Here is a 19,571-nt window from a genome sequence, read left to right as displayed (position 1 = left end):
AGCCGGAATGATACGAAAGGGCCGCAGCCCTTGTGGGACGGGGCTTTCGTAAGCTTGCTAACGATTATTCGAGGCGTGGATCCGGCACCGATGCAGGCAGCTGAGCACTGGCCCATTCGACAAAGGTTCGCACCCGTGGCGATAGCTGCAGCGAATGCGGATAGACCAGATGGATCGGCAGGTCCGCCGGCTCGAAGTTCGTCAGGATCCGCACCAACTGCCCACTGGCCAGCGCGTCGGCGATCTGGTAATGCAGCAGCCGCGTCACCCCCAGGCCCTGAATACAGGCCGCCGCGACAGCACGCACCTGATTGCAGATCAACCGTGTGGTGACCTGAGCCGTCAACTCCTTGCCGTCCTGGCGGTAATGCCATTGGCGTCCTTGGGCCGCACTGGCGATGCAGGGATGCTCCGACAGTTGCAGCGGGTGCTCGAGGGCGGGGGCGCCCTCCAGGTAGGCTGGGCTGGCACAGGTCACCAGCCGGGTTGCGCCGACCTGGCGGGCCAGCAGCCCGGAGTCGGGCAGGTGGCCGATGCGCAGAGCCAGGTCCAGGCGTTCGTCCAGCAGGGGTACCACCTGATCATTGAAGTGAAGCTCGGCAGTGATCGCCGGGTGCTGCTGGAGAAACCCGTTGACCAGCGGCGCCACGTAGCGCTGGCCGAACTCCACCGGCGCGGTGATGCGCAGCAGGCCGCGCGCGACACCATCGCGGCCTTCCAGACGCTGCTCCATGTCATCGAAATCGGCGAGCATGCGCCGGCTCCAGGCCAGGTACTCCTCGCCCTCGACAGTCAAGGCCATGCGCCGCGTAGTGCGGTTGAGCAGGCGTACGCCGAGGTGCTGTTCGAGCGCGGCCAGCGAACGCACCAGCGAGGCCACCGATTGCCCGGTGGCTTCGGCCGCCGAGCTCAGACTGCCGCTCTCATTGATGCGCACGAAGTTGGCCATTGCCTTGAGTCTGTCCATGGTCACCCTTGTCATTAGTGCGATACCTGCACAGCTGTTGTCAGCCCGGCACCATAGGTGCGCTGCGGACTTGCAAGGATACTGCACCCACACCGTTCAATTGGAGTCAGATCATGAACCCTGCTCGTATCCTGGCCTACGATCATGTCGGCATCCGCGTCACCCGGCATGACCGCTCAATGGCTTTCTATGAAGCCTTGGGCTTTACCGAGAGCGCCCGCTTCAGCCGCAGCGAAGCCAATGAGATGGTCAGTGCCGATGGCGTACGCATCAACCTGATCTTCAACGGCAGCCATCTGCCCGAGCGTCATAACGTCCTGTTGGATGCGCCGGTCAAGTGGCCCGGCATCACCCACCCGGCCTTCATCGTCGATAACCTTGAGGCGCTGCAAGGCTGGCTGCACGAGCGTGGCATCGCCATCACCGAGGGCCCGCACCCGATCGGGCCGAGAAGGGTGGCACTGTTCATCCGCGACCCGGACGGCAATGTGCTCGAGTTCAACCAACTGATTGATGGAGTTGCGCAATGAAACTGTACAACGTCGACCCCTCCGGCAACTGCTACAAGGTGCGCCTTTTCGCCAGCCTGGCCCACATCGAACTGGATATCGTCGCGGTGGATCTGGCCGGTGGCGAGCATCTGCGCGCGCCGCTGATTGACATGAACCCCTTGGGCCTGCTGCCCATCCTGGAAGACAACGGCTATGTGCTGCGCGACTCCCAGGCCATTCTGGTGTATCTGGCCGGGGCCTGTGGCGGGCTGGCGTGGTGGCCGGGCAACCCGCACGGGCAGGGCGAGATCATGCAGTGGCTGTCGTTTGCCGGCAACGAAGTCCAGCACAGTGTCGCTACCGCCCGACTGGTGCAGCAGTTCGGCTACGACCTGGACAAGGCCCAGGCGCTGGCCAAGGCACCGCGGGTGTTGGGGGTGCTGGAGCGGCATCTGGCCGAGCGTGACTGGCTGGCCATCGGCCGTCCGAGCATTGCCGATTGTGCAGTCTATCCCTATGTGGCGCTGGCGCCGGAAGGGGGTGTGGATTTGACGCCTTATCCACATATTGCCAAGTGGATGGCGCGCATAGAAAGCTTGCCGGGCTATTTGGCCAAGCCATGACGCAAGCCTATGGACCCTGTGGGCTGCCCATGGGGTTACTATTGCCCACCGTTCACTGATCAAGGAATGCTGACATGACCGTACTTGAACGCCTGGCCGAACTGGGCCTGAGCCTCCCCGACGTGCCGACGCCGGTGGCCAACTACCTGCCGGGCAAGCGCGTGGGCGATCTGCTCTACCTCTCTGGCCAAGGCCCGCGCAACGAGCAGGGCGGCTACCACCTGGGCAAGGTCGGCAGCGACGTCAGTGTCGAGCAGGCCTACGAGCACGCCCGGCTGGCCGGGCTGGCGCTGCTGGCGGCAGCGCAGTCGCTGGTGCCGGACCTGGATCGCCTGGAAGCGGTGAAACTCCTCGGCATGGTCAACGCCTTTCCCGAGTTCGGCCAGCACCCGCAGGTGATCAACGGCTGCTCCGATCTGTTCGTGCAGGTGCTCGGCGAGCGTGGCCGGCATGCGCGTTCGGCAGTGGGCATGGGCTCGCTGCCCAACAACATGACCGTGGAGATAGAGGCTATCTTCAAGATTCACGACTAGCGTTTTCTCAGGTTCGAGGCGGGGAAGGTGAGTGCTACCATGCCGCCACCTACCGCCCTCGGATCGCCCATGCCAGAACACAGCAACACGCCCGCCCGCAAACGCGCCCCAGGCCTGGCCAATGACCTGGTGGCGCAACTGAGTCAGCGGATCCTCTCCGGCAGCATTCTGCCGGGCGAAAAAATGCCGTCCGAATCGATGATCGTCCGCGAGCATGGTGTCAGCCGTACGGTGGTGCGCGAGGCTATTTCCAAGTTGCAGGCCGCAGGTCTGGTCGAGACCCGCCACGGCATCGGCACCTTTGTGCTGGAGCAGGCGCAGCGCGAAGGCTTTCGCCTCAAGAGCGACACGGCGCTGAGCATTCGCGGAATTCTGGAATTGCGCATGGGCCTGGAGACCCAGGCGGCGGCCCTTGCTGCGCGGCGCCGTAACGACGCACAACTGGCGACGATGCGCCTGGCGCTGGACGAATACCAGGCGGCTTCAGGCGATGCCGAACGCACCGTGCAGGCCGACATCCGCTTTCATCGGGCGATCGCCGAGGCCACGGGCAACGCGTACTTCACCGAGATCATCTATCACCTCGGCAATTCGATGATCCCCCGCACCCGCATTCAGCCGGACGAGCGTGGCAGCCAGGACCTGACCCTGCTGGCGCTGGCCGCGATTGCCGAGCACGAGGCAATTTATGCGGCCATTCGCCGTCAGGACGCTGACGCGGCCCGCGCGGCCATGTTGCTGCACCTGTGCAACAGTCTGGAGCGCTTTGCCGGCGTGTGAGGGGCTCAGGCGACCCGGGTGATCAGCGTGCCGTCCTTGAGGAAGCCTTGCAGGTTGGCAAACACCAGATCGGCCATGGCCTGGCGAGTCTCGAAGGTGCCGCTGCCGATGTGCGGGGTGAGCACCACATTGTCCATGCTTAGCAGTTCGTCCGGCACGTTGGGTTCGTCCTCGAACACATCCAGCCCGGCGCCACCCATCTCGCCGGCTTGCAGCGCGGCGATCAGGGCTTTCTCGTCCACCACCGAACCCCGTGCGACGTTGATCAGCAGGCCTTTGGGGCCGAGGGCCTTGAGCACCTGGGCGTTGATCAGGCGCTCGGTGTCGGCGCCGCCGGGGACGATGATGACCAGGTGATCGGCATCGCGGGCCAGCGCCTCCAGGTCGGCGTAGTGGGTGTAGGGCACGTCGGGGTATGGCTGGTTACGCCGGTAGTAGGCGATCTTCATGTCGAAGGCGGCCGCGCGGGTGGCGATGGTCTTGCCGATCTTGCCCAGGCCGACAATGCCGCAGGTCTTGCCGGCCAGATCGCTGCCCAGCGGGAATTTGCCTTTGGGCCATTCACCGGCACGCACGAAGCGGTCGGCCAGGCTGATCTTGCGCGATACGGCGAGCATCAGGCCCAGCGCCGTTTCGGCCACGGCATTATTGAGCACGTCGGGGGTGTTGCTGACCGGGATGCCGCGGTCGGCCAGGTAAGCCATGTCCAGGGCGTCGTAGCCCACGCCAAAGCTGGTGACCACGCGCAGGTGGGGCAGGCGCTCGAGCACCGCGATCTCCGTACCATAGACACCGCTGGTGACGATGGCTTGAATGTTTTCGCCGTGCTGGTCGAGCCAGTGGTCCAGGTCAGCGATTTCCCAGCGGTTGTGCACCGTGTAATCGCGGGCCAGGTTGGCGGTCAGGGCGGCATGCATGGGGCCCCATACGAGAACGTCTGCGCGGGTGTCGGACATCTGCAACTCCTTTTTGTAATGGGCTCGGTCTATTGTCGGTTGTCGTACAACATTCAGTTGATCATAGACTGAGGGGGCTGTCATTCAAAGCCTGCGCTTGAGCCCTTTCGCCAATGCGCTTCATCGCTTAAAGTCATGGCTTTTTTCGGCCGAGCATTCGGCCTGTATTCAGGGGACGGTTGAGGCAATGGATAGGGAAGCACCCGAAGTACTGGTCTTGCAGGCAAGCTACAGCAATCCGCTGCATGCCAGATCGCTGGGGTTTTTACTGGATCATTACGCGCGTGACGCCATGGGCGGCGGCCACGGCCTGCCGGCCGACGTGCGGGAGAACCTGGCCCAGGAATTGAGCAAGCGCGCTCATGCATTCAGCGTGCTGGCGTTTGTTGCCGGCGAACCGGTGGGCCTGGTCAATTGCTTCGAAGGCTTTTCGACCTTCGTCTGCCGTCCGCTGGTGAACATTCATGATGTGGTGGTACTCGACGGCTTTCGCGGCCTGGGGATTGCCCAGAAGATGCTCGCCGAAGTGGAAAAGATCGCCCGCCAGCGCGGCTGCTGCAAGCTGACCCTGGAGGTGCTCGAAGGCAACGTCGGGGCGCAGGCGGCGTATCGCAAGATGGGCTTTGCCGGGTATGAACTGGACCCGCAGATGGGGCGGGCGATGTTCTGGCAGAAAGGCTTGTAGGCACCCCCGCAGGACCGAGCTTGCTCGGGCAGGCCTCGCCGCGAGCGGTCTTGAAAAATCGCGGTGGCGTGTTCCCGAGCAAGCTCGGTCCTGCAGAGACTGGCGCACATCCTCACCATTGCAGGCACGCCTATTCAATACCAGGGCGCTCGCAGCGTTCATGATCAGCTCATTCCCTTCCCATACCCGGAGCACGGCATGAGCACCTTCATCACCACCGACAACACCGAGATCTATTTCAAGGATTGGGGCACCGGCAAGGCCGTGCTGTTCAGCCATGGCTGGCCGCTGGATGGCGACATGTGGGACTCGCAGATGACTTACCTGGCGTCGCGCGGCTACCGCACCATTGCTTTCGACCGGCGCGGTTTCGGCCGCTCCAGCCAGCCGTGGGAAGGCTATGACTACGACACCTTCGCCGATGACATCCACCAGCTGATCGAGCACCTGCAACTGACCGAGGTGACCCTGGTAGGCTTCTCCATGGGCGGTGGCGACGTGGCGCGCTATATCGCCCGCCATGGCTCGGCCAAGGTCGCGGGGCTGGTATTGCTGGGGGCGGTCACGCCGATCTTCATCAAGACCGACGACCACCCCGAAGGCGTCGACCCAGCCGTGTTCGACGGTATCCGCGCCGGCCTGCTGAAAGACCGTGCCCAGTTCATTGCCGACTTCAACACGCCGTTCTACGGCATCAATGCCGGCCAGACCGTTTCCGAAGGCGTGTTGACCCAAACCCTCAACATCGCGCTGATGGCGTCGCTCAAAGCCACGGTGGATTGTGTCACGGCGTTTTCCGAAACCGATTTCCGCCCGGACCTGGCCCGCATCGACGTGCCGACCCTGGTCATCCACGGCGACGGCGACCAGATCGTGCCGTTCGAAGCCACCGGCAAGCAGGCCGCCGAATTGATTCGTGGCGCCACCCTGACGGTGTACGAAGGCGCGCCCCACGGTTTTGCCGTGACCCATCAGGACCGGCTCAACGAAGACCTGCTGGCATTCCTCTCGCGCTGATCGGCGCCAGCCTTGCGTTTCCTGCCCGTTGCTGCATCAATCAATCGTCCCGGGTCAGCACTTCCAGCAATTCGATTTCAAAACTCAGGTGGGAATGCGGTTTGATCAACGCGCCCATCTGCCGCTCGCCGTAGGCCAGATGCGCCGGTACCCAGAGTCGGCGCTTGCCGCCCACCTGCATGCCCATGAGTCCTATGTCCCAGCCCTTGATCACCCGTCCGGTGCCGATTACGCACTGGAACGGCTTGCCCCGCGAGCGGGACGAGTCGAACTCGCTGCCGTCTTCCAGCCAACCGGTGTAGTGGGTAGTGATCAGTGCGCCCTTGACCACGGCCTTGCCGTCGCCCGGGTGCAGGTCTTCGATGTGCAGTTCGTCGTTCATGCCGGTCTCGCTTTCGATCACTCAGGCCGCAGGCCGGCCATCATACGCCCGGCCTGAGCTGGCGTCAGGGGGTAGTCGAAGAAGCGCTGGTAGAAGTCCACGGTCATGGCATTCAGGTCGATGTCCTTGAACAGGTCCGGGTGCAGCTGCTGGGCGGCCCAGGGCAGTTGCAGGGCGATCTCGGTGCCGTAGCGATCCCACGGGAAGACCCCGGCGGGGTTGCGCAGGACGTGGCCCTGGCGCACGGCGGTGAGTTGTTGGAGCAGGGCGCTGGCGGGGGACTGAGCAATGTCGCCGGCATCGGCGGCGAGGATCAGCACGTCCGGTTGCCAGGCCAGTAGCTGTTCCGGGGAGACCAGTTGCAGGTTGCCGTGCAGCCCGGTGGCGGCATTGCGGCCGCCCGCCAGGTGAATCCAGTCGTCGATCAGGGTGTTGTCGCCATCCACCTTGAGTGGGTTCAGCGAGGCGATGTGCAAGACGCGCGGGCGTTGCTGTTCGGTCAGGTTGGCCGTGCGTGCCTTGACCGTCGCCCGTTGTTTTTCCAGGTAAGTGTTATAGGTGGCCGCGCGCTGCACGGCCACCGGGTCGCCCAAGGCCTGGGCGGTCAACGTCAAGGCATGCTCCAGCCCCGCCAGGTCCTTGAAGCCGACCCGCACCACGGGAATGCCGGCCTGCTGGTAGGCCAGAGCGTTGCGGTCGCCCGTGCTGACGAAGGCCAGGTCGACCTTGGCTGCCAGCAGGCTTTCGCCGCTGAAGGCAGTGCCGGGCACGCTGACGGCCTGGCGCAGCGACGGCTGCACCTGGAACATCCACGGCTGGGAGCGCTCATGGTTGACCGTGGCGACGATCTTGCCGCCGGCGCCCAGGGTCATCAGCAACACGTGGTGAGCGTACCAGCCGTCGGCGATGCGTTGGGCCTTGGCCGGGACTGTGACCGTTTGCTGGCTGTCGTCCAGCACCGTATGCGCCGGGCCCGCCCAGGCGAACGCAGCGCCGAGGCACAGGCTGATCAGACAGGGCGCGGCGAAGCCCAGCCAGGGATGCGGCCTCACAGGTCCACCTGGATCGACGCCTGGACTTCCCGCGGATTGCCCAGGGAGGCGCTGGTGGTGCCGGCGCCGGAGTAACCGTTGAGGGCGCCGGGCACGATGTTGGTCCAGTAGCGGCGGTTGGTCAGGTTCTCGACTTCCAGGCGGTAGGTGGTGTTGCGGTGCCACAGGGTGGTGGCCAAGCTTGCGCCGGCGTCGAAGGTGCTGTAGCCCGAGGCCCAGGACGAGTCATCGTTGGCCGTGGCGCGACGGTCGACGTAGCGGCTGTTGAGGTTCAGCGACAGGCCGCGCACTTGCGGGATGTCCACCACGGTCAGCAGGTTGGCGGTGTACTTGGCCAGGCCGACGATCTGGGTGTCTTCGGTGCTGGCGGTGCCGGTGTCGAGCAGCTTCGGGTCGAGCCAGGTCACGCCGCCGAACAGGTGGACGTTCTGCGAGGCCTTGCCGTCGGCCATGAACTCCAGGCCCCGGTTGCGTTGCTCGCCGCCCACGGCATAGGTGCCGTTTTGCACGTAGGCGTACGGGCGCTTGATCTGGAAGGCGGCCAGGGACAGGTTGATGCGGCCCAGTGCCCATTTGGCACCGACTTCGTCCTCGCGGCTGCGGTAGGGGGCGAGGATGACGTTAGGGTTGTTCAGGGTGCTCGAAGGGGCCGTGTCGCCCTGCTGCAGGCTGTCGGCGTAGGTGGCGTAGAGGGTCAGGTCCTCGATCGGCTTGTACAACAGGCTCACGGCCGAGCTCCAGCCGCTGTCGGCGGAACCGGGCTGCACGGTGATGCCAGTCTTGGCGTAGTTGCGGCTGGTCAAGCGGCTCTGGCTGCCGGTCAGCATCAGGCTCCACTGCGGGGTGAAGGTCAGGGTGTCGCCGATGATGATCGCCCGTTGGGTGGCCACGGCCGACTTGTAGCGGTCGGTGAAGTCCGGGTAGTCCGGCTCGGCAATGTTCTGCGGGTCGGCCAGGCTGGACGTGCCGATGTTGCGGTTGGCGCCGTCGACCGGGTTGTAGTTGCTCCAGCTGAAGCCGCTCAGGCCCAGGGTCAGGTCATGCTTGACCGGGCCGGTCCATTCACTGCCGTTGAGGCTCACCAGGTAGCTGTTGATCGTGAAGCGGCTGGCGGTGGCCGTGCCCACACTGGTGGTGTACTGGCCGGTATTGGAGGTCAGGGTGTTGGTCACTGCGGTGGCTTCACGGTCGGCAATCTGCCGCAGGCCGCCCACGTCCAGTTTCCAGTTGCCGTTGAAATCATGCTTCCAGTGGACGCTGCCGGTCTCGGTGGTGTTGTTGTCGCCCGCATAGCTCTGGCCGAGGTTGTTCAGGGTCGGGTTCAGCGCATGGGGCAGGCTGACACCCGTGCCCAGGGCAAATTTGCCCGGCAAGCCCTTGTCCAGGTAGTTGTAGTAGCTGAAGTTGGTTTCCAGCAGGTCCTTGTCGGTGATCTGGAAGTCCAGCGCCAGGCTCACCAGTTGGCGGCGCAACTGGCTGCCGGGGTTGTAGCCCTGGCCCTGCTCGTCGAGCAGGTTCAGGCGGTACTTGATGCGCCCGTTCGGGTCGAAAGGCCCGGACAGGTCGGCTTCCTTGAGCCAGGTCAGGCCGGTACCGACGCCCACGGTCACGCGGTTGCGGGTTTCATCGGTGGGGCGCTTGGAGACGAAGTTGAAGGTGCCTGCCGGGTTGGCCGGGCCGTACAACGAACCGGACAGGCCGTTGAGCACTTCGATGCTGGAAAACTGCTCGGCCGGGTAATCGGTGGTGGAGACAATGTTGAGGCCATCCAGCCGCGTGTTCTGCACCACGCTGCCTTGCATGCCGCGGGTCTGCGGGCGGGCGCCATCGCCCTGTACCGACGGCATCAGGCGCAGGATGTCTTTGAAGCTCTTGTACTGCTGGTTGTCGATGATGTCCTCGCCGACCACGCTGATGGCGTAGGGGATGTCCTGCAGCTTGCGCTCGCCCAGCGGACCCAGGGCCGTGGTGGTCTTGTCTTTGGCCAAGGGCGTGTCGTCATCGCTGGACGGGTTGGCCGTCACGTCGATGGGCGCCAGTTGCACCGTGTTGGAATCGGCAGCCTGGGCAATGCCCATGGAGACTGCAAGGCACAGTGGAGACAGAGCAAGACGGGCAAAAGTCGAGGGCATGGCGGCGAGGCTCACAAGGGGACGAAAAAACGGTGGGGCGGCAGGTCGATCTGACCGACTCGCCGTTGATAGAGACGTTCGATCAGGGGCGCGTCGATCACCTCGAACGGCGTGCCGTCAGCGATCAACTGGCCGTGTTCCAGCACCCATACCCGGTTGGCCCAGGCCAGCGCATGTTCCGGGTGATGGCTGCTGCACAGGATGCTCAGGCCCTGGGCGGCCAGGCGCTGCAAATGTTCCAGCAGGCGTTGCTGGTGGCCGTAGTCAAGGCCCGCCACCGGTTCGTCGAGGACGATCACCTGGGCTTCTTGCACCAGGGCCCGTGCGATCAGCGTCAGCTGGCGTTCGCCGCCGGACAATTCGGTGTAGAGGCGTGGCGCGAGGTGCTCGATGCCCAGTTGCGCAAGGGCCTGGTCGACCGCGAGGTGGTCGGCGGCGTTCGGGCCACGGCCCAGGCCGGTGCTGGGCAGGCGCCCCTGGCTGACCACCTCGCGGACCCGGTAGGGAAAGCTCGGCACATGGCTTTGCGGCACGTAGGCCAGGCGTCGGGCGATGTGCCGACGGCTCAGGCCGGTCAGCGGCTGACCGTCCAGCAGGACCTCGCCGTCATCGGTCTTGAGCAGCCCGAGCAGCAGGCGCAACAGCGTGCTCTTGCCGGCCCCGTTGGCGCCGAGCAGGGCGATGCAGTCTCCTTTGGCGACCTGCATGGACACCCTGTTCAGCACAGTGCGCGTGGCGATTCGGTAGCTCAGCCCTAGGGCTTCAAGAATCAGGCTCATAGCCAGCCCCGGCGCACGCGGCTGAGCACCAGCACAAAGGCCACGGCGCCGAACAGTTCGGTAATGATGCCCAGGGGGATTTCCCCGGCGCTGAGACTGCGGGCGATCGCGTCGGCCGCCAGCAGAAACACCCCGCCCAGGCAGGCGCTGATGGGCAGCAATCGAGCGCTGTTCGGCCCGACCAGAAAGCGCGCCAGGTGCGGCACCAGCAAGCCGACCCAGCCGACCATGCCGGCGATGCTGACGGTCAGGGCGCTGATCAGGGTGGCCAGGGCGATCACCCCGTAGCGGATCAGGTGCACTGGCACGCCGAGGCTGTGGGCTTCGTCGTCGCTCAGAGACAGCGCGTCGATGACTCGCCCCAGCCCGCACATCAGCACAATGGCCAGGGTCAGTACCGGTGCGGTCAGGGCCAAAGCATGGTGGTCCACGGCACTGAGACTGCCGAGCATCCAGTAGATGATGGTGGGCAATTGCTCCTGTGGGTCGGCCAGGTATTGCACGATGGACAACAGCGCGGTGAACAGGGCATTACTGACAATCCCGCCGAGCACCAGCATCAGTATCGACGGGCTGGTAAACAGCGCCGCCACGCCGACCCCGACCGCCACCGCCAGCAGCCCGGCCACGCAGGCCAGCACCGAGATCCACAGGCCGTGCAGCCCCAGCACGATGGCCAGCGAGGCACCCAGCGCGCAACCGCTGAGCACCCCGAGCAGGCCGGGGGACACCAGCGGGTTGCGAAACACCGCCTGGTACGCCGCCCCGGACACCGACAACCCGGCGCCTACCAGCGCAGCGGCGAGGATACGCGGCAGGCGGGTGTCGATGATGACGCTGTGCAGCAGGGACACGCGGTCGGCCGGCAGATTGCCGCTGGCGGTGAGGAAATGCAGCAGTTCGCCCAGGCTGATGGGGTATCGGCCCAGGGTCAGGGAGACGAGAGCGGTGACGAGAAGCAGGGCAAGGGCACTGATCAGCCAGGCCGAAAAACGGCGCGAGGGGTCTGGCACGGGCATCGAGAAAGCTCAAGGAGGAACGCTGTATAGAAGATCATATAGCGATGCCCGAGGCCTAATTGTCAGGGTGCTACATATTGTCGCACCAAGCCACCGACGCCTGTAGGACCGAGCTTGCTCGGGAACTGCTCAGTGCAAGGCTCCCCACTGAACACCGAGCAAGCTACAGCGCTGTGCTCAGGCCTTTACCCACTCCAGCTCCACCCCCAGCGACTCCAGCGCCTTCCAATACTGCGGGTAAGTCTTCCCCACGCACAGCGGGTCCTGGATACGGATACCGCTGACCTTCAACCCGGCCAGCGCAAAGCACATGGCAATGCGGTGGTCGGCGTGGGTGTTGATCGAGCAGTCGCTGTGGCTGCCGGCCAAGGCCGGGTCGGCGGCTACCAGCAGGTCATCGCCCTCGACCGTTGCCAGGCCCGGGCGAATGGCGTTAAGGCCGTCGTAGAGTGCCTGGACGCGGTCGCATTCCTTGACCCGCAGGTTGGCCAGCTCGACGAAACGCACCGGCGTACGGTTGAACGCGGCGAGCACGGCCAGGGTTGGAATGGCGTCCTGCATCTGCGAGCCGTTGATCTCGGCCTGCATGTTCGGGAATTGTGCGATGAAAGTCTGGGCCCGGGCGTCCGGCTGGGTGAAGGTGTCGCTGGCCACGCCGAGGTCGATGGCGCCCGCGGTCAGGGCTTCGGCGGCCCAGAGGTAGGTGGCGGCCGAGGCATCGGGCTCGACGTAGTAATCGGTGGCGACGTAGCCGGTCGGGGCCACGCGCCAGGTGTTGGCATCCAGTTCGGTGACGTCGGCGCCAAAGGCGCGCATGCAGGCCAAGGTCAGGTCGACATAGCCACGGGCACCGATGTCGTGGCCGATCAGGGCCACGTCCACCGCCTGCTCGCCACAGGCCGCCAGCATCAGCAGCGCCGAGACGTACTGGCTGGAAAGGCCGCCGTCGATCTCGAAGCGGGTGGCGGTGATCTTGCCACTGCCGCGCACCTGGATCGGCGGGCAGCCGGTGGGACTGTCGACGCTCAGGCCGGCCTGGCGCAAGGCCTGCACCAGCGGCCCGATGGGGCGCTTGCGCATGTAATCATCGCCGTCCAGGGTGACGCTGCCGTCCACGCTGGTCACTGCGGCGGTGAGAAAGCGCACAGCGGTGCCGGCGTTGCCGAGAAACAAGGCGGCCTCGGGGGCCTGCAAGCGGCCGCTGCCGGTAACGACGAAAGTCGTGGCGTCGGGCTCTTCGATGCTCACGCCCATCTGCCGCAGGGCGTTGGACATGTGCCGGGTGTCGTCACTCTTGAGGACGCCGTCCAGGCGGCTGGTGCCCTTGGCCAGGGCGGCCAGCAGCAACGCGCGGTTGGTGATCGACTTGGAACCCGGAGGGCTGACCTGGCCTTTGAGAGGCTGGCCCTTGGGGATCAAAGTGACGGTGTCATTTACGCTCATCGGATCGATTCTCTTGAAGCGGCAGTCGGAAAACGACAATGGTGCCAGTTCAAGGGGGTGGGGGCCAGTGTTGCGGGTAAATCGATGGTAGGGCGGCTGGCCTCATCGCAGGACAAGGCCTGCTCCCACAGTGTGCGGCGTATGCGCTTTACAACTTGAACCGCCCGACCATTCGGCTCAGTTCATGGGACAACCCGGACAACGCCTGGCTGGCGCTGTCGATCTGACTGGCGCCTTCGGAGGTCTGCAGCGACAGGTCGCGGATGTTGACCAGGTTGCGGTCGATTTCCCGTGAGACCTGAGCCTGCTCTTCGGCCGCGCTGGCGATCACCAGGTTGCGTTCGTGGATCTGCGAAATCGCGCCGCTCATCTCGTCCATGGCCTGGCCGGCATGCTGGGCCGAATCCAGGGTGGTGCGCGCCTGCTCGCTGTTGATGTGCATGGTGTCGACCACCTTGGCGGTGCCGGCCTGGATCGCGGCCACGACCTGTTCGATTTCCTGGGTCGAGCTCTGGGTACGGCCGGCCAGCGCCCGCACTTCATCGGCCACCACGGCAAAGCCGCGCCCGGCTTCCCCGGCCCGGGCCGCTTCGATGGCCGCGTTGAGGGCCAGCAGGTTGGTCTGTTCGGCCAGACCGCGGATCACGTCGAGGATCTTGCCGATATCGGCCGAGTGAGCCGCCAGTTGCTGCACCTGGGTCGCGGTCTGGGCCACGCGCTCGCTCATGTGGCGGATGGCGGCGATGGTGGTGTCCAGCCGCTCCCGGCCCGTGCGGGCTGCAATGGTCGAAGCCTGGGAAGCGTCGGCGGTGGACACCGCGTTGCTGGCCACTTCGTCCACGGCGCTGCTCATCTCGGTGACGGCGGTGGCGGCCTGCTGGATTTCTGCGTCCTGGTTGCCCAGGTCGGTAGACGTCTGGTGGGTGATGGCCGTCATTTCTTCGGCGGCTGCGGCCAGCTGGTGCGATGAATCGCTGATGGCGCGCAGGGTATCGATCAGGCTCTGCTGCATCACCGCCAGGGACTGCTGCAACTGGGTGGCTTCGTCGTTGCCGCTGACCTGTATGCGGCTGGTCAGGTCGTTGCTGGCGATGCGTTCGGCCAGGCCGATGGATTCACGCAAGGGCACGACGATGCTGCGGGTCAGGCACCAGGCCAGGAAAATGGTCAACAGCACAATGCCCGCCTGCATCGCCACGGTGGTGGTGATGGCCGTGTCGTAGCGGGCCTTGGCGGCGGCGGTGTAGTTGGCACCTTCCTGAGCGTTGATCTTCACCAGTTCGTTGAACAGGTCGCCGGTCTGGTTGGACAGGTCCTGAATGGAGCCGTTGAGCAGGGCCTGCATGGCCGCTATGTCATTCTGGTCGGACAAACTTTGGTAGCGGCCCAGCAGCTCCTGGTACTGGCTGACCACCTGCTTCATGCGCCCATAGGCACTTTGCGCCGCATCAGGCACGACGCTCGCATAGCCTTGCAAGGCCTTGTCCAGCTCGCCACGCAGAAAGGTCACGCGGTCGATGCCGGGTTTGAGCACGGCCGGGTCGCGGTTCATCATCAGGCGGAATGTCATTACCCGGATGCCCAGAGAGTTGTCGCGGATGCTGCCCAGGTAGCGAGTGCCCGCGTGGGACACTTCTTCGGTGTGCACCACGGCTTCGCGCATGTGATTGATCTGGACGATGGCGAAGGCGCCAAAGCCGAGCATCAGCACGCAGATGATGCCGAAGCTGAGGGCGGCTCGGGTGGAGATACGCAGTTGGCGCAGGTTCATGGGGCAGGTCCGTTACGCAGGAGGTTCCACCACCTATCGGCCCGCGATGCATGGACTTGAGGCGCAAATCACCAGGGCGGCGGGCTGTTTCGGTGCATGGCCCGGTCTAGACACGTCGCGTTGATTGGACCTTGCTCGGCGCCTTGACTGATGGCAGCTTGATATCCTTCGCCGTGCCACGGCGATGGACGCGCATAGCGCTGGCAGGGTATTTGCTGTCTATATCCCCAGCATTCGCCAGTTGCCAGAAAACCGCCGCAGAGAGGTCAGGCTTTGATCATGCTTTTTATTGCCTATACGGAGGTTCTGCCATGATTCCCACAGTCGAGCTGCGCCGCATCATCGAGGCGAGCTTCAACCCCATGACCTGCCACTGCACCATCAACCCGGGGGGCAACCTCACCGTTGAGGTCACCGATCCCAAGACCGGGCAGGTGGATCTGCTGGTGGTCGGCATTCCCACCGAGTCCCTGGCCACCGTGCGTGACATCAATGACTTGCTCGCGCAGCTGCGCGAGGAGCTCAAAGCCAATCAGGAATGGTTCCAGGCTGACTTCCACGGCCGCAACCTGTTACAGCGCCGGCATCACTGACCGGTATCAGCGCTTGCCCATCGACCGGCGTGTGCCATTGGGTGCACGACCAGGCGTCTTGTCGTGGGTGGATTTACCGGCGCCAGGGTAGTTGGGCGCCTTTTTCGCGGCATCCGCGAACTTCGCCGGGTTGAACGGGAAGCTGAACGCCGGCACGGCGGTTTTTTCAATGCCGACGGCTTCGGCGGTTTCGGCATCCGGTATGTCCGGGATGTGGGCGGTCATGGCATTCTCTCAAGGCTGGGCAGACGGGCGCGCGAGTATACCGACCGGCAAGGCCTTGTACAGCGGCTTTCGCCTGCCGCCCGTCAACTGGCCCAGGGTTGATCGCGGCACGTCAGTCGCGGTAGAACACTTGCACCAGGTGATAGCCGAACTTGCTCTTGATCGGCCCATGGACGACCCGCAGCGGCTTTTTGAAAATCACCTGATCGATCACCGAGACCATCTGCCCCGGACGCACTTCGCCCAGGTCGCCGCCGCGCTTGCCGGACGGGCAGGTGGAATATTGCTTGGCCAGCACATCGAACGCTTCGCCATTGGCGATGCGCTGTTTGAGGGCCTCGGCCTGCTCGGCGGTCTTGAGCAGAATATGACGAGCCTGTGCTTTCATGGAACGCTCCGGGCAAAAAGTCGCGGATTATGCCGCAAAGTGGCGTGCCGTGCGACGGCGTTGGTCGCCGCAGCCCTGCCATCCATAAGGTATCCTTTGTCTTTGTCGCCACTTGTGGCCAAGCTGCAAGCTTATCGCCTCTCCATTGTATTGCGGACCGCTTATGGAACTCCAAGCCCTGCTCAAGATTCTCGCCACCCAGGATGGGTCGGATCTGTACCTGTCCACCGGGGCGCCGCCCTGTGCCAAGTTCAACGGGGTGCTCAAGCCACTCAGTGGCGAAGCCCTCAAGCCTGGCGAGCTGGCGGTGGTGGCGGCTTCGATCATGGATGCCGAGCAGAAGATCGACTTCGAGCGCGATCTGGAAATGAACCTGGCGCTGTCGGTATCCGGGGTCGGCCGGTTTCGCGTGAACATCTTCAAGCAACGCAACGAGGTGTCCATCGTCGCGCGCAACATCAAGCTCGACATTCCGCGCTTCGAAGACCTCAAGCTGCCGGTGTCCCTGCTCGATGTGATCATGCAAAAGCGCGGCCTGGTGCTGTTCGTCGGCGCCACCGGTTCGGGCAAGTCCACCTCGTTGGCGGCCCTGATCGATTATCGCAACCGCAACAGCAGCGGGCACATCATCACCATCGAGGACCCGGTGGAGTTTATTCATCGGCACAAAAAATCGATCATCAACCAGCGCGAAGTCGGGGTCGACACCCGCAGCTTCCAGGCGGCCCTGAAAAACACCCTGCGCCAGGCGCCGGACGTGATCCTCATTGGCGAGATCCGTGACCGCGAGACCATGGAGCACGCTTTGGCTTTCGCCGACACCGGGCACCTGGCGATCTCTACCCTGCACGCCAACAACGCCAACCAGGCGCTGGACCGCATCATCAACTTCTTCCCGGAAGACCGCCGCCCGCAACTGCTCAACGACCTGGGCAACAACCTGCAGGCGTTTGTCTCGCAGCGCCTGGTGCGCACCACCGACGGCAAGCGCCGGGCAGCGGTGGAAGTGATGCTGGGCTCGCCCACGGTGCGCGACTTCATTCACCGCAACGAATTTTCCGAGCTCAAGGGCATCATGGAAAAGTCGGTGAACCTGGGCATGCAGACTTTCGACCATGCCCTGTTCGAACTGGCGGTGGAGGGCGCTATCGACGAAGAGGAAGCCCTGAAGAACGCCGACTCGGTGAACAACCTGCGCCTGCGCCTCAAATTGCATCGCGAAGGCGGTGTCGAGCAGACCAGCGCACCGGCCGCTCCCATTGCGGCCGCAGAGATCACCAGCGCCGACTGGGGCCTGGTGTCGGACCGAGACACGCCGGGCCAATAATGCTCGGCATCATTGCGCGAGCCAACCGCCGTCCATGTTCCACGCCGCACCTCGTACCTGGCTGCCGGCGTCGCTGCAGAGAAACAACACCAGTTCGCCGAGGTGCTGAGGCGTGACAAATTCCAGCGACGGCTGTTTTTCCGCCAGCAGGTCTTCGCGTGCCTGTTGTGGCGCGGTACCCGTCTGGACCCGCTCATCGATCTGCTTTTGCACCAGCGGCGTCAACACCCAGCCGGGGCAGATGGCGTTGCAGGTCACCTGGGTGGTGGCGGTTTCCAGCCCCACCACCTTGGTCAGGCCGATCACCCCGTGCTTGGCCGCGACGTAGGCCGCCTTGCCGGTGGAGCCGACCTGACCGTGGACTGAGGCGATGTTGATGATCCGGCCCCAGTTGCGTTCGCGCATGCCCGGCAGGGCCAAGCGGGAACCGTGGAACACCGACGACAGGTTGATGGCGATGATTGCGTCCCAGCGCTCGACGGGAAAGGCTTCGACGGCGGCCACGTGCTGGATGCCGGCGTTGTTGACGAGGATGTCCACCGGGGCGAACTGTTCGCTGGCGTAGGCAAACATCGCGGCGATCTGCGCCGGGTCGCTGACGTCGGCGGGGTGATGGCCGATGCGCGTGCCGTATTGCGCCAGGTCGGCGACCACGGCGCTGGCGTCACCAAAGCCGTTGAGTACGACATCGGCGCCTGCTTGAGCCAATACACGGGCGATGCCCAGGCCGATACCGCTGGTGGAACCGGTGACCAGTGCGGTCTTGCCTTTGAGGGTCATGTTGTTTTTGTCCTCTTTTCGGGGGGGTTGAGGCTGCCCTGTTCAATCCACATGCGCCGCCCGTAGCAACTCCTGGGTATAGGGATGCCGGGGTGCCTCGAACAGGTCATGGCTGGCGCCGCGCTCCACCACCTGGCCGTCGCGGACCACAATCACATCATGGGCCAGGGCGCGGATCACGGCCAGGTCGTGGCTGATGAACAGGTAGGTCAGGCCGTGGCGCTCCTGCAACTGGCGCAGCAGGGCGACCACTTGTTTCTGCACCGTGCGGTCCAGCGCCGAGGTCGGTTCATCCAGGAGGATCAAGGCCGGCTTGAGCACCAGCGCGCGGGCAATAGCGATACGTTGGCGCTGGCCGCCGGAAAATTCGTGGGGGTAACGAAACCGTGTGGCCGGGTCCAGGCCGACTTCCTCGAGGGCGCGGATCACCTCGGCGTCGCGCTGGCCGGCGTCGAGCTGTGCATGCACCTCCAGTCCTTCGCTGATGATCTGCGACACGCACAGCCGTGGGCTGAGGCTGCCGAACGGGTCCTGAAAGACCACCTGCAAGTGCTTGCGCCAAGGCCGCATCTGGTCGTTGCTCAAACCCTGCAAGGCCTGACCCTGAAAGTGGATGCCGCCTTCGGAGTCAAGCAGGCGCAGGATGGCCTGGCCGAGGGTCGACTTGCCCGAACCGGACTCGCCGACGATGCCAAGGGTCTTGCCCCGCTGCAACGACAGGCTGATGCCGTCCACGGCCTTGACGTATTCCCGAGGCCCGCGAAACAGGCCGCCGCCGATGGGGTACCAGACCTTCAGTTGGTCCACCTCCAGCACCGCCTCGCGATCGTCCCTGGGCAGGGCCTCACCCGCCGGTTCGGCGTCGAGCAACAGCTGGCTGTAGGGATGCTGCGGCGTGCAGAACAGGGTTTCACTGGCGGCCTGTTCGACGATTTCACCGGCGCGCATGACGCACACGTGCTGGGCGATGCTGCGCACCAGGTTGAGGTCGTGGCTGATCAGCAGCAGCGACATGCCCAGACGCTCCTGCAACGACTTCAGCAGCTTAAGAATGCGCCGCTGCACGGTCACGTCCAGCGCCGTGGTCGGCTCGTCGGCAATCAGCAGGTCCGGCTCGCAGGCCAGGGCCATGGCAATCATCACCCGCTGGCGCTGGCCCCCGGACAGCTGATGGGGGTAGGCCTTGAGGCGCTGCTCGGGGTTTTTGATACCCACCAGCTCCAGCAACTCGACGGTGCGCTGCAACGCCGCCTTGCCACTCAGGCCCTTGTGCACCAGCAAGGTTTCGCCGATCTGCTTGCGCACGGTGTGCAGTGGGTTGAGCGAGGTCATGGGCTCCTGGAAGATCATGGCGATGCGGTTGCCACGGATCTGCCGGAGGATCTTGCCGCTGGCGCCGAGCATTTCCTGGCCGCGAAAGCGGATGCTGCCGGTGGTCTGCAGGCCGACGGTGGGCAGCAGTTGCAGGATCGAATGGGCGGTCACCGATTTGCCCGAGCCCGACTCGCCCACCAGCGCCACGCACTGGCCCTCGGGGATGTCCAGCGAGACCTTGCTGACCACCTGCTGGCCGTTGAAGCCCACGCTCAGGTCACGGATCTCGATGAGGTTATGAATCATTGAGCGCT

At 64.5% G+C, this 19,571-nt stretch carries 21 protein-coding genes; 8 read left to right on the top strand and 13 right to left on the bottom strand.

Annotation, left to right across the window (positions count from 1 at the left end):
- Window positions 1-64: 64 nt before the first annotated feature.
- Window positions 65-967, bottom strand: coding sequence for a LysR family transcriptional regulator (locus HB675_RS21425; RefSeq protein WP_213881139.1), 903 nt, complete (start codon window positions 965-967; stop codon window positions 65-67).
- Between the two features lie 113 nt (window positions 968-1,080).
- Here HB675_RS21425 and HB675_RS21420 point away from each other — a divergent pair, with 113 nt between their 5' ends.
- The 4 genes from HB675_RS21420 (at window position 1,081) to HB675_RS21405 (ending at window position 3,394) form a co-directional block, all read left to right on the top strand.
- On the top strand, window positions 1,081-1,497 hold the full coding sequence (locus HB675_RS21420; protein WP_213881138.1) for a VOC family protein: 417 nt from the start codon (window positions 1,081-1,083) through the stop codon (window positions 1,495-1,497).
- Complete coding sequence (locus tag HB675_RS21415; RefSeq protein ID WP_213881137.1) at window positions 1,494-2,081, top strand: glutathione S-transferase; 588 nt, start codon at window positions 1,494-1,496, stop codon at window positions 2,079-2,081. The genes HB675_RS21420 and HB675_RS21415 overlap by 4 nt, the downstream gene beginning before the upstream one ends.
- 74 nt (window positions 2,082-2,155) lie before the next feature.
- Complete coding sequence (locus tag HB675_RS21410) at window positions 2,156-2,614, top strand: RidA family protein (RefSeq protein WP_213881136.1); 459 nt, start codon at window positions 2,156-2,158, stop codon at window positions 2,612-2,614.
- 69 nt (window positions 2,615-2,683) lie between these two features.
- Window positions 2,684-3,394, top strand: coding sequence for a FadR/GntR family transcriptional regulator (locus HB675_RS21405; RefSeq protein ID WP_213881177.1), 711 nt, complete (start codon window positions 2,684-2,686; stop codon window positions 3,392-3,394).
- A 5-nt stretch (window positions 3,395-3,399) separates the two neighbouring features.
- Here the strand turns inward: HB675_RS21405 and HB675_RS21400 are convergent, their stop codons facing one another.
- Complete coding sequence (locus tag HB675_RS21400; RefSeq protein ID WP_213881135.1) at window positions 3,400-4,350, bottom strand: 2-hydroxyacid dehydrogenase; 951 nt, start codon at window positions 4,348-4,350, stop codon at window positions 3,400-3,402.
- A gap of 187 nt (window positions 4,351-4,537) precedes the next feature.
- Between HB675_RS21400 and HB675_RS21395 the strand changes: the two genes are divergently transcribed.
- Both HB675_RS21395 and HB675_RS21390 read left to right on the top strand, forming a co-directional pair.
- A complete protein-coding gene (locus HB675_RS21395) occupies window positions 4,538-5,035 on the top strand; it encodes a GNAT family N-acetyltransferase (protein WP_213881134.1) in 498 nt (165 codons plus the stop codon).
- Window positions 5,036-5,233: 198 nt separating this feature from the next.
- A complete protein-coding gene (locus tag HB675_RS21390; protein ID WP_213881133.1) occupies window positions 5,234-6,052 on the top strand; it encodes an alpha/beta hydrolase in 819 nt (272 codons plus the stop codon).
- Window positions 6,053-6,092: 40 nt separating this feature from the next.
- On the opposite strand, the gene HB675_RS21385 is transcribed toward HB675_RS21390, so the two are convergent.
- The 7 genes from HB675_RS21385 to HB675_RS21355 form a co-directional block, all read right to left on the bottom strand.
- Window positions 6,093-6,434 carry an FKBP-type peptidyl-prolyl cis-trans isomerase gene (locus HB675_RS21385; RefSeq protein ID WP_213881132.1) on the bottom strand — a complete coding sequence of 114 codons (342 nt, stop codon included), beginning with the start codon at window positions 6,432-6,434 and terminating at the stop codon, window positions 6,093-6,095.
- A gap of 17 nt (window positions 6,435-6,451) precedes the next feature.
- On the bottom strand, window positions 6,452-7,486 hold the full coding sequence (locus tag HB675_RS21380; RefSeq protein ID WP_345945788.1) for an ABC transporter substrate-binding protein: 1,035 nt from the start codon (window positions 7,484-7,486) through the stop codon (window positions 6,452-6,454).
- The gene (locus tag HB675_RS21375; protein WP_213881131.1) at window positions 7,483-9,618 is read right to left on the bottom strand and encodes a TonB-dependent siderophore receptor; all 2,136 of its coding nucleotides are present in this window, start codon (window positions 9,616-9,618) and stop codon (window positions 7,483-7,485) included. The genes HB675_RS21380 and HB675_RS21375 overlap by 4 nt, the downstream gene beginning before the upstream one ends.
- Before the next feature lie 11 nt (window positions 9,619-9,629).
- Complete coding sequence (locus HB675_RS21370; RefSeq protein ID WP_213881130.1) at window positions 9,630-10,397, bottom strand: ABC transporter ATP-binding protein; 768 nt, start codon at window positions 10,395-10,397, stop codon at window positions 9,630-9,632.
- Window positions 10,394-11,416, bottom strand: coding sequence for an iron ABC transporter permease (locus tag HB675_RS21365; protein ID WP_213881129.1), 1,023 nt, complete (start codon window positions 11,414-11,416; stop codon window positions 10,394-10,396). The genes HB675_RS21370 and HB675_RS21365 overlap by 4 nt, the downstream gene beginning before the upstream one ends.
- Window positions 11,417-11,593: 177 nt before the next feature.
- Complete coding sequence (aroA, locus tag HB675_RS21360) at window positions 11,594-12,859, bottom strand: 3-phosphoshikimate 1-carboxyvinyltransferase (RefSeq protein ID WP_213881128.1); 1,266 nt, start codon at window positions 12,857-12,859, stop codon at window positions 11,594-11,596.
- A gap of 148 nt (window positions 12,860-13,007) precedes the next feature.
- Window positions 13,008-14,630 (bottom strand): methyl-accepting chemotaxis protein, encoded by a 1,623-nt coding sequence (locus HB675_RS21355; RefSeq protein ID WP_213881127.1) that lies wholly within the window; start codon window positions 14,628-14,630, stop codon window positions 13,008-13,010.
- Between the two features lie 311 nt (window positions 14,631-14,941).
- Here HB675_RS21355 and HB675_RS21350 point away from each other — a divergent pair, with 311 nt between their 5' ends.
- Window positions 14,942-15,223, top strand: coding sequence for a DUF1652 domain-containing protein (locus HB675_RS21350; protein WP_213881126.1), 282 nt, complete (start codon window positions 14,942-14,944; stop codon window positions 15,221-15,223).
- 6 nt (window positions 15,224-15,229) lie between these two features.
- Here the strand turns inward: HB675_RS21350 and HB675_RS21345 are convergent, their stop codons facing one another.
- On the bottom strand, window positions 15,230-15,448 hold the full coding sequence (locus tag HB675_RS21345; RefSeq protein WP_213881125.1) for a hypothetical protein: 219 nt from the start codon (window positions 15,446-15,448) through the stop codon (window positions 15,230-15,232).
- A 112-nt stretch (window positions 15,449-15,560) separates the two neighbouring features.
- A complete protein-coding gene (locus tag HB675_RS21340; RefSeq protein WP_213881124.1) occupies window positions 15,561-15,836 on the bottom strand; it encodes a peptidylprolyl isomerase in 276 nt (91 codons plus the stop codon).
- Between the two features lie 163 nt (window positions 15,837-15,999).
- Between HB675_RS21340 and HB675_RS21335 the strand changes: the two genes are divergently transcribed.
- Window positions 16,000-17,163, top strand: a complete 1,164-nt coding sequence (locus HB675_RS21335) for a PilT/PilU family type 4a pilus ATPase (protein ID WP_213881123.1) — start codon at window positions 16,000-16,002, stop codon at window positions 17,161-17,163.
- A gap of 9 nt (window positions 17,164-17,172) precedes the next feature.
- On the opposite strand, the gene HB675_RS21330 is transcribed toward HB675_RS21335, so the two are convergent.
- Window positions 17,173-17,943, bottom strand: a complete 771-nt coding sequence (locus HB675_RS21330) for a 3-hydroxybutyrate dehydrogenase (RefSeq protein ID WP_213881122.1) — start codon at window positions 17,941-17,943, stop codon at window positions 17,173-17,175.
- A 42-nt stretch (window positions 17,944-17,985) separates the two neighbouring features.
- Window positions 17,986-19,563, bottom strand: a complete 1,578-nt coding sequence (locus HB675_RS21325; protein WP_213881121.1) for an ABC transporter ATP-binding protein — start codon at window positions 19,561-19,563, stop codon at window positions 17,986-17,988.
- Window positions 19,564-19,571 lie beyond the last annotated feature (8 nt).

It is taken from the genome of Pseudomonas sp. dw_358 (genome assembly GCF_018449655.1).
In the GTDB taxonomy this organism is placed as follows: Bacteria; Pseudomonadota; Gammaproteobacteria; order Pseudomonadales; family Pseudomonadaceae; genus Aquipseudomonas.
The sequence above is the reverse complement of the archived record's forward strand: the minus strand, read 5'-3'. Positions and strand labels throughout refer to the sequence as shown.

Excerpts from the sequence above, each read along its gene's own strand:
- HB675_RS21425 (WP_213881139.1), bottom strand. The coding sequence starts at position 967 with ATGGACAGACTCAAGGCAATGGCCAACTTCGTGCGCATCAATGAGAGC.
- HB675_RS21350 (WP_213881126.1), top strand. The coding sequence starts at position 14,942 with ATGATTCCCACAGTCGAGCTGCGCCGCATCATCGAGGCGAGCTTCAAC.
- HB675_RS21370 (WP_213881130.1), bottom strand. The coding sequence starts at position 10,397 with ATGAGCCTGATTCTTGAAGCCCTAGGGCTGAGCTACCGAATCGCCACG.
- HB675_RS21385 (WP_213881132.1), bottom strand. The coding sequence starts at position 6,434 with ATGAACGACGAACTGCACATCGAAGACCTGCACCCGGGCGACGGCAAG.
- HB675_RS21340 (WP_213881124.1), bottom strand. The coding sequence starts at position 15,836 with ATGAAAGCACAGGCTCGTCATATTCTGCTCAAGACCGCCGAGCAGGCC.
- aroA (WP_213881128.1), bottom strand. The coding sequence starts at position 12,859 with ATGAGCGTAAATGACACCGTCACTTTGATCCCCAAGGGCCAGCCTCTC.
- HB675_RS21400 (WP_213881135.1), bottom strand. The coding sequence starts at position 4,350 with ATGTCCGACACCCGCGCAGACGTTCTCGTATGGGGCCCCATGCATGCC.
- HB675_RS21375 (WP_213881131.1), bottom strand. The coding sequence starts at position 9,618 with ATGCCCTCGACTTTTGCCCGTCTTGCTCTGTCTCCACTGTGCCTTGCA.
- HB675_RS21395 (WP_213881134.1), top strand. The coding sequence starts at position 4,538 with ATGGATAGGGAAGCACCCGAAGTACTGGTCTTGCAGGCAAGCTACAGC.
- HB675_RS21325 (WP_213881121.1), bottom strand. The coding sequence starts at position 19,563 with ATGATTCATAACCTCATCGAGATCCGTGACCTGAGCGTGGGCTTCAAC.
- HB675_RS21410 (WP_213881136.1), top strand. The coding sequence starts at position 2,156 with ATGACCGTACTTGAACGCCTGGCCGAACTGGGCCTGAGCCTCCCCGAC.
- HB675_RS21415 (WP_213881137.1), top strand. The coding sequence starts at position 1,494 with ATGAAACTGTACAACGTCGACCCCTCCGGCAACTGCTACAAGGTGCGC.
- HB675_RS21330 (WP_213881122.1), bottom strand. The coding sequence starts at position 17,943 with ATGACCCTCAAAGGCAAGACCGCACTGGTCACCGGTTCCACCAGCGGT.
- HB675_RS21345 (WP_213881125.1), bottom strand. The coding sequence starts at position 15,448 with ATGACCGCCCACATCCCGGACATACCGGATGCCGAAACCGCCGAAGCC.
- HB675_RS21365 (WP_213881129.1), bottom strand. The coding sequence starts at position 11,416 with ATGCCCGTGCCAGACCCCTCGCGCCGTTTTTCGGCCTGGCTGATCAGT.
- HB675_RS21390 (WP_213881133.1), top strand. The coding sequence starts at position 5,234 with ATGAGCACCTTCATCACCACCGACAACACCGAGATCTATTTCAAGGAT.
- HB675_RS21405 (WP_213881177.1), top strand. The coding sequence starts at position 2,684 with ATGCCAGAACACAGCAACACGCCCGCCCGCAAACGCGCCCCAGGCCTG.
- HB675_RS21420 (WP_213881138.1), top strand. The coding sequence starts at position 1,081 with ATGAACCCTGCTCGTATCCTGGCCTACGATCATGTCGGCATCCGCGTC.
- HB675_RS21355 (WP_213881127.1), bottom strand. The coding sequence starts at position 14,630 with ATGAACCTGCGCCAACTGCGTATCTCCACCCGAGCCGCCCTCAGCTTC.
- HB675_RS21335 (WP_213881123.1), top strand. The coding sequence starts at position 16,000 with ATGGAACTCCAAGCCCTGCTCAAGATTCTCGCCACCCAGGATGGGTCG.